This is a genomic window from Thiocystis violacea (assembly GCF_016583565.1).
In the GTDB taxonomy this organism is placed as follows: Bacteria; Pseudomonadota; Gammaproteobacteria; order Chromatiales; family Chromatiaceae; genus Thiorhodococcus; species Thiorhodococcus violaceus_A.
Genome location: NZ_NRRF01000121.1, coordinates 1 through 7,309, shown reverse-complemented (window position 1 = coordinate 7,309; position 7,309 = coordinate 1). Strand labels below are relative to the sequence as shown.

Annotated in this window: 6 protein-coding genes; all 6 read left to right on the top strand. The window is 65.5% G+C overall.

The features are described 5' to 3' along the window. The first annotated feature begins 395 nt into the window (after positions 1-395). The 6 genes from CKO23_RS23270 to CKO23_RS23245 all read left to right on the top strand — a co-directional run bounded on the left by CKO23_RS23270 (position 396) and on the right by CKO23_RS23245 (position 7,041). Positions 396-1,283, top strand: a complete 888-nt coding sequence (locus tag CKO23_RS23270; RefSeq protein ID WP_200335678.1) for a response regulator — start codon at positions 396-398, stop codon at positions 1,281-1,283. 100 nt (positions 1,284-1,383) lie between these two features. Then, positions 1,384-2,826 (top strand): TldD/PmbA family protein, encoded by a 1,443-nt coding sequence (locus tag CKO23_RS23265; protein WP_200335676.1) that lies wholly within the window; start codon positions 1,384-1,386, stop codon positions 2,824-2,826. Beyond that, on the top strand, positions 2,823-4,142 hold the full coding sequence (locus tag CKO23_RS23260) for a metallopeptidase TldD-related protein (RefSeq protein ID WP_200335674.1): 1,320 nt from the start codon (positions 2,823-2,825) through the stop codon (positions 4,140-4,142). Before CKO23_RS23265 ends, CKO23_RS23260 begins: the two co-directional genes overlap by 4 nt. 80 nt (positions 4,143-4,222) lie before the next feature. After that, positions 4,223-4,669, top strand: a complete 447-nt coding sequence (locus tag CKO23_RS23255; RefSeq protein WP_200335667.1) for a BLUF domain-containing protein — start codon at positions 4,223-4,225, stop codon at positions 4,667-4,669. 72 nt (positions 4,670-4,741) lie between these two features. Further along, positions 4,742-5,332 (top strand): DUF4124 domain-containing protein, encoded by a 591-nt coding sequence (locus tag CKO23_RS23250; RefSeq protein ID WP_200335665.1) that lies wholly within the window; start codon positions 4,742-4,744, stop codon positions 5,330-5,332. Positions 5,333-5,544: 212 nt separating this feature from the next. Continuing rightward, positions 5,545-7,041 carry a lipopolysaccharide biosynthesis protein gene (locus CKO23_RS23245; protein WP_200335663.1) on the top strand — a complete coding sequence of 499 codons (1,497 nt, stop codon included), beginning with the start codon at positions 5,545-5,547 and terminating at the stop codon, positions 7,039-7,041. Positions 7,042-7,309: the final 268 nt, after the last annotated feature.

Below are 7,309 nucleotides of genomic sequence, written 5' to 3'. Positions count from 1 at the left end.
GCGAAGACGCCTGCCGCATCCGCAAAGGCCATGCTCCAGCGATTCTGACCTCGATCCGTCACCTTTGCATGAATCTGCTGGAACAAGAGCCCTCCAAGCAGCGCATGTCCAAGAAGCGCCGCAAGGCTACCTGGAACGATGACTACCGCGCTAAGGTTGTGTTTGGTTGAGAATTTATACGCGCTCGCCCTGCTAGGATGGTTCCTTGGTTGTTCTTCGTGCCGAGTTGGCAACTCAGGGCGAGGCGCTCCGGCGTCGATACCGGATATCCCGGTGCCACCGGACCTGCCACGTGTCCTTCGGCTTCGCTGAGACAGGGGGCGCATGACGCCATATGGGATTTGTGAGGCGGCTTCGGGTGCGTTGGCCGAGGCCGCAACAATGGGGCGAGCGTGATGGCTAAGTTGCTGGTCGTGGATGATGAACCCATCAATCTGGAGATCATCGCGCATTGCCTGGGCGATGAGCATCGGCTGAGTTTCGCGCGGGATGGGCTCGAGGCTTGGCAGATGCTCAAAGACGAACCCTCTGTCTATGACGGCGTGATCCTCGATCGCATGATGCCGCGCATGGACGGGATGGATGTCCTGCGGCGGCTCAAGGCCGATACGCGCTTCAGGGACGTCCCCGTCATCATGCAGAGCGCGGCCGACAGCTCGGAGCAAGTCGCCGAGGGCCTGGCCGCCGGTGCCTGGTACTATCTGGCCAAGCCCTACTCCCCCAAGGCGCTGCGCAGCATCGTCACCGCCGCGCTGGACGATCGCCGTGCCCGCAAGGATCTGGCGCGCATCGGCTCCGAGCTGCAGACCTTCATCAGCATGGCCTTCCAGGCCACGTTCAGGTTCCGTCGGCTGGACGAAGTCGCTGCACTGGCGTCGGTGCTGGCGCAGATCTGTCCGAATCCGCAATCCATCTCCATGGGCTTATCCGAGCTGATGCTCAATGCGATCGAGCACGGCAACCTGGGGATCACCTACGCCGAGAAGGGGCGTTTGATCGAGGACGGCCTGTGGCAGGATGAGGTCGAGCGACGCCTGGCCGAGCCCGAGCAGGCAGAGCGGTTCGCGACCGTCGAGTTCGTGCGCGAGCCTGAACAGCTGAGCTTCACCATCTGTGATCAGGGCGAAGGTTTCGAGTGGGAGACCTATCTGGACCTGGATCCCTCGCGCGCCTTCGATAGCCATGGCCGTGGTATCGCCATGGCCCGTCACCTCGCCTTCAGCTCCCTGCAGTACGAGGGAGTCGGCAATCGGGTCAAGGTGGCCGTGGCCCTGACCGCTTAACCAGGGGTCCGGGCGAGGGGCGTCGCGGTATTCGGTTGACAGCGGCGTCGCCCTTGAGGACAGTCGAGCGCGCTACAGCTCAACTGGTCCAGAATCTTCCATGCACTGTCTCTCACAGATCGCGGACGCTTTCCGCGCCGCCGCTCCGTCTTGCGACGACTGGTCCCTGCGCCTGGTCGCCGAGGAGACCGAGCACCTCGAAGTCCGTCAGGACGTTGTCGAGCCCTCCGTCCTCGGCCGCTCGCTCGGCGCGATGGTCAGCATCATCCTGGGTGCCGGCGTCGGCTATGCCGCGACCAGCGATCTGAGCGCGCGGGGTCTGCGCGACGCCGCCGAGCGCGCCGCGGACTGGGCGCGTGTCCACGCGCGCCTCGGTCTCTTCGATGCCGCCCTGGTTCCACGCAGCCGGCTTCGCGCCGAGTATCGCTCACCCGTGCGCGAGCCGTGGGACGGCATGCCGCTCGCCGACAAGCTCGCGCTCCTCCAGCACGCGAACCGCTCGCTCGCCATCGACGACAGGATCCTCGATTGGTCCGCCTGGTTGGCCTATCGGCGGCTCGAGCAGCTCCTGGTGACCAGTGCGGGCGCTCATGTCTCGCAGGTCTTCGAGTCCGTGCATCCCGGCTTGCTCGCGGTTGCCAACGCGGGCAACCAGACCCAGCGCCGTCATGGCGGCGGCGCGGACACCGGCCGACAGGGTGGTCTGGAGGCGCTGGCGTTGCACGGCTTCCTCGAGGAGGCCCCACGGGTCGCGGAGGAGGCGATCGCGCTCTTGGAGGCGCCCGAGTGCCCGACCCAGGTCTGCGATCTGGTGCTGATGCCGAGTCAGATGACCCTGCAGATCCACGAGAGCATCGGCCATCCGCTCGAGCTCGATCGCATCCTGGGTGACGAGCGCAACTACGCCGGAACCAGCTTCGTCACGCCGGCGATGTTCGGGCATTACCGCTATGGCTCGGACCTGCTCAACGTCACCTTCGATCCCACCGTCGCCGGCGAGCTGGCGAGCGGCGTGGCGGACGACGACGGCACGCCGGCGAGCCGCGAGTATCTGATCCGCGACGGTGTGCTGGAGCGCCCGATCGGTGGCCGTCTGTCACAGGCGCGCGCCGCTTTGCCTGGGGCGGCGTGCAGCCGCGCGAGTGGCTGGGAGCGCCCGCCCATCGACCGCATGGGCAATATCAACCTGGAACCGGGGGCGGGCTCGCTCACCGATTTGGTCGCGCGGGTCGAGCATGGCGTGCTGATGGACACCAATCGCTCCTGGTCCATCGACGACAGCCGCAACAAGTTCCAGTTCGGCTGCGAGCTGGGCCGCCTGATCGAGGCGGGCGAGCTCAAGGGGCTGGTGCGCAATCCGGGCTACCGCGGGCTCTCGGCGGACTTCTGGCGCAGTCTCGACGGCGTTGGTGGACGTGAGGCGCTCGAGGTCGGCGGGGTGCGCAACTGCGGTAAGGGTGAGCCGAACCAATCCATCTACGTCGGCCATGCCTCGCCGCCCTGCCTGTTTCGCCGTGTGGCGGTCTTCGGAGGTGGCGAATGAGTCCCGACGCCTTTTTTGCACTGACCGAGGCCCTCTGTGCCGGCCTGAGCGGCACGGAGATCCTCTTTTGCCAGCTCGGCGGCGAGTCCTCCGACTTCGCGCGTCTGAGCCAGAACCGGATTCGTCAGGCCGGCCACCTCCAATCCGCCACACTGGGGCTGAGCCTTCTCAATGGGCACCGACAGGCGGAGGCCTTCTGCGACCTCGGCGGCGTGCCCGAGCAAGACCTGCGAACCGCTACGGGGTTGCTCGAACGGTTGCGCGAACGAATCCCCTTCGTCCCGGAGGATCCCTACCTCAACTATTCGATGCAGGCGCGGGAGTCCCTGGAGCAGGTCGGGGAGGGGCTGCCGCCGGCCGAAGCGGTCATGGATCTGCTCGTCGCCGAGGCCGATGGACTCGATCTGGTCGGCATTTGGGCGAGCGGCTCGGTCTGCGCGGGACTTGGCAGCTCGGTCGGGCATCGCTTCTGGCACGAGAGCCGCAGCTTCAATCTGGACTGGAGCAGTTATCTGCAGACCGATAAGGCACTCAAGTGCGGCTACGGCGGCTTTCGCTGGGAGCCTGATGTCCTGCGCGCCAAAGTCGGCGACCTGCGGCGCGGTCTCGAGGTCATGGCGCGCCCGGCACGGGTGATCCAGCCGGGCCGCTACCGCGCCTATCTCGCGCCAGCCGCGCTCCAGGAGCTGCTGGCGCTCTTGGCCTGGGGCGGCTTCGGCCTCAAGGACCATCGCACGCATCAGAGCCCCCTGCTCAAGCTGGTGCGCGCCGAACGCGGCCTTGCGGCGGGGGTCAACATCCAGGAGGAGCACGTCCGAGGGCTGATGCCGCGCTTCACGGCAGAGGGATTTCTCAAGCCGGACCGGGTGACGCTGATCGAGGACGGGGCCTTCCGCGACTGTCTGGTGGATGCGCGCACGGCGCGCGAGTACGGCGCGGAGGTCAACGCCGCCGCCGATGTCCCCGAGTCGATCGCCGTCGGGGCAGGCGATCTCGCCATGCCGGACGTGCTCGCGCGCTTGGATACCGGACTCAGCATCGGGAATCTCTGGTACTGCAATTGGTCTGACATGAACGATTGCCGCATGACCGGCATGACGCGTTTCGGCACCTTCTGGGTCGAAGGCGGCGAGCTCGTCGCCCCGGTCGAGGTCATGCGTTTCGACGACAGTCTCTATCACCTGTTGGGCGAGCGGCTCGAGGCATTGACGCGGGAGCGCGAGCTGATCCTCTCGCCAGAGACATACGAGGGAAGATCCAATGCGAGCGCCCTCTTGCCGGGACTACTGGTATCGGGCATCGATTTGGCGTTATAAGCCTGGGCTAGACACAGGCATTTTTACGGCGGGCCGGCGGACGCGGCAAACGATCGCAGACACGACGCGCGGAGGGCACCATGGGCCGTTCCCGACTCATCTATCGCAGTACCTGCACCGACACCTTCATCACGAACGAGGCGTTGCGCGCGCTGGTGAGCAAGAGTGCGGAGAACAACCGCGCGCTTGGCGTCACCGGTTTGTTGGTCTTGTCCGGGGATCAGTTCCTGCAGGTGTTGGAAGGCCCCGATGAGGCGGTGAACGACCTCTACGCGCGCATCATCCACGACGCTCGCCACCATCACCTCAGGCTCATCTCCTACGAGCCCATCGCAGAGAACTACTTCGACGATTGGGGCATGTCCCTGGTCGATCTCTACGATTTGCCGAAGGCCGCGCGCGAGATCCTGATGCGTAAGTATCCGTGCGAGGGCGATGCGATCCAGTTTCCCGAGCGTCTGCATGAGATCTATGCCTTTCTGCTCGACGCCAAGACAATTTGTCTGAGCCGGCCCTGGGAAAGCTGAGGCTGTCGCGGCCGTGGTGCCGCGGCGTCCAAGCGGGGCATTGCGACTGAGCATGGAGCGAGGATTGTTGCCATGTCTGACAGGAGTTGCTGGTGTCGGCTGTCCGTGGTCGCGCTCGCGCTGCACCTGAGCGTCGCCGGGGCTGAGCCGCTCTATCGCTGGACCGATGATCAGGGCGAGGTCCACTACAGTGACCGGGTCCCGAATCGACCCCATCGGTCGGTCGATGTCGAGACGCCGTCGCGCGCCGACCAAGGCGTGTCGCAGACGACCGAGAATCCCTATTCGGTGATGAATCAGACGCGCGTCATGGAGGCCGAGCGCCTGCAGCGCGAGCAGGCCCGCCGGCTGGCCGACATGGAGCGGGTCGAACGCCAGCGCCAGCTCCTTGAGCTGGAGGCGGCGCGCGTCCAGGCCCACGAAGACGCCCGTCGCGCGAGCACATGGCCCGACTTCGTGCAGCCCATACCCAGACCGCCGCGACCAGATCCCCCGCGCCCGGCGCAGCCGCCCGAGCCGCCTGCTCAGCCGCCGGCACGACCTCCGGTTCGACCGTCGCTCCGGCCTCGGCCTCAGCCGCCGGCGCGGCCTCCGGCCCAGCCGAAGGTTCCAGCACAAGGGCCGCCGCAGCGCCCGGGGCATCCCCTCGACCAAGTCCGCTGAATCGCGTCACAGGCTGCGACCGCGCGCATGGCAGGGAGATGGACTGTTGCAGTCTCCCTGCCATGGTTCGATGCTTCAACTGCCACCTGCCACCTGCCACCTGCCACCTGCCACCTGCCACCTGCCACCTGCCGTTCGCCGCCCTCACTGCCGAGACAGAGGGTATAGAATGCGCGCTCTCTTTCGACAGGACGCATGCTGGACGGCCCGCCTTGAACCCGCTCAAACGACTCGCCTCGCAGACCGCCATCTATGGCGTCAGCAGCGTCTTCGGACGCTTCCTCAATTACCTGCTGGTCCCCTTTCTCACCTATAGCTTCGCCCCGGCGCAGTACGGTGTCATCGCCGAGTTCTATGCCTACATGGGCTTCCTGGCGGTGTTGATGACCTTCGGGATGGAGACCGGCTACTTCCGCTTTCGCTCGACCGGCGACCATGCGCCCGAGGTGGTCTACGGCACCGTTCTGAGATTCCTGATATTGGCCAACGTGCTGTTTTTGCTCGCGATCTTCTTGATGCGTGAGCCGATCGCCGAGCTGCTGCGCCATGCGGACCACCCGGAGTATGTCTGGTGGAGCGCCGCCATTCTGGCGTTGGATGCGATTGGCGCCGCGGCTTTCGCGCGGTTGCGGGCGGAGAATCGCGCCGCGCGCTTCGCCACGCTCAAGCTCATCGAGATCGGCGTGAACGTGGGTATCACCATCTTCTTCATCTATGTCTGCCGCCATGCCTATGAGAGCGACCCGCAGTCGCTGTTCGGCCAGCTCTGGCGGCCCGAGATCGGCGTGGGCTATGTCTTCATCGCCAACCTGGTCGCGAGTCTGATCAAGCTCGCGCTGCTGACGCCGCAATTCCGGGATGGCTTTGCCGTGTTCGATGCGGCGCTCTTCGCGCGCCTCATCCGTTACTCGCTCCCCATGGTCGTCATTGGTTTCGCGGGCATCATCAACGAGATGCTGGACCGGGCGGCACTCAAGTATCTGCTGCCCTATGACGATGCGACCAACATGGCGCAGCTCGGCATCTACAGCGCCTGCTACAAGCTCTCGATCCTCATGTCGCTCTTCATCCAGGCATTCCGCTATGCCGGCGAGCCCTTCTTCTTCAGCTACGCGAAACAGGCCGACGCGGGTCGCACCTATGCCATCGTGCTCAACTGGTTCGTCATCTGCTGCGTCTTTCTCTTCCTGCTCGTGACGCTCTATATGGACGTCTTCCAGTACTTCGTCGGCAGCGCCTACCGCGAAGGGCTGCATGTCGTGCCGGTGCTGCTGCTCGCGAACCTCTGTCTCGGGATCTACGTCAATCTCTCGATCTGGTACAAGCTCAGCGACCGCACGCTGCTCGGGGCGGGGGTCTCGTTGGTTGGCTCCATCATCACGATCGGGCTTCTGCTCTGGTGGGTTCCCAGCTATGGCTACGAGGGCGCCGCCTGGGCGCACCTGATCTGTTACAGCTCGATGGTGGTCATGTCCTATGTGCTGGGGCGCTACTACTATCCGGTGCCCTATGAGGTCGGCAAGGTGCTGGGCTATGTCGTCTTCGGCATCGCGCTCTACTTGGCGAGCGGCTGGCTCCAAGATCGCACGGGTTGGCACGCGCTGCTGGTGGGCAGCCTCTGTCTCGGTGTCTTCTTCCTGGTGGTCGGCCTGGTGGACGTGCGCAAGCTCCTCCGAAGCGGGAGGCCGACGAAGGTCGGCGCCGGCTGAGCCGGCCCCTCGGCCCTTGGTCATCGGTTGGACCGGTAGGGTGGACGAGCGAGAGCGAAGTCCACCGAACCCCGCGCCGTTGTTGGTGGACTGCGCTGCGCTTGTCCACCCTACCGAAGACGACTGGCCCGAAGAATGATCGACGCCGAGCTTCGATTGCCAGTGCTCCGCGCGGAGGCGGTCACGCGGGTCGTCCCCAGCCGCGGTCGGAGCCGTCGGTCTGGTGTGTCCTGGACATCCCCCGCGTGGGGGGGACGTGGGGGGAAGG

Coding starts and splice junctions, on each gene's coding strand:
- CKO23_RS23270 (WP_200335678.1), top strand. CDS start 396: ATGGCTAAGTTGCTGGTCGTGGATGATGAACCCATCAATCTGGAGATC.
- CKO23_RS23250 (WP_200335665.1), top strand. CDS start 4,742: ATGTCTGACAGGAGTTGCTGGTGTCGGCTGTCCGTGGTCGCGCTCGCG.
- CKO23_RS23255 (WP_200335667.1), top strand. CDS start 4,223: ATGGGCCGTTCCCGACTCATCTATCGCAGTACCTGCACCGACACCTTC.
- CKO23_RS23260 (WP_200335674.1), top strand. CDS start 2,823: ATGAGTCCCGACGCCTTTTTTGCACTGACCGAGGCCCTCTGTGCCGGC.
- CKO23_RS23265 (WP_200335676.1), top strand. CDS start 1,384: ATGCACTGTCTCTCACAGATCGCGGACGCTTTCCGCGCCGCCGCTCCG.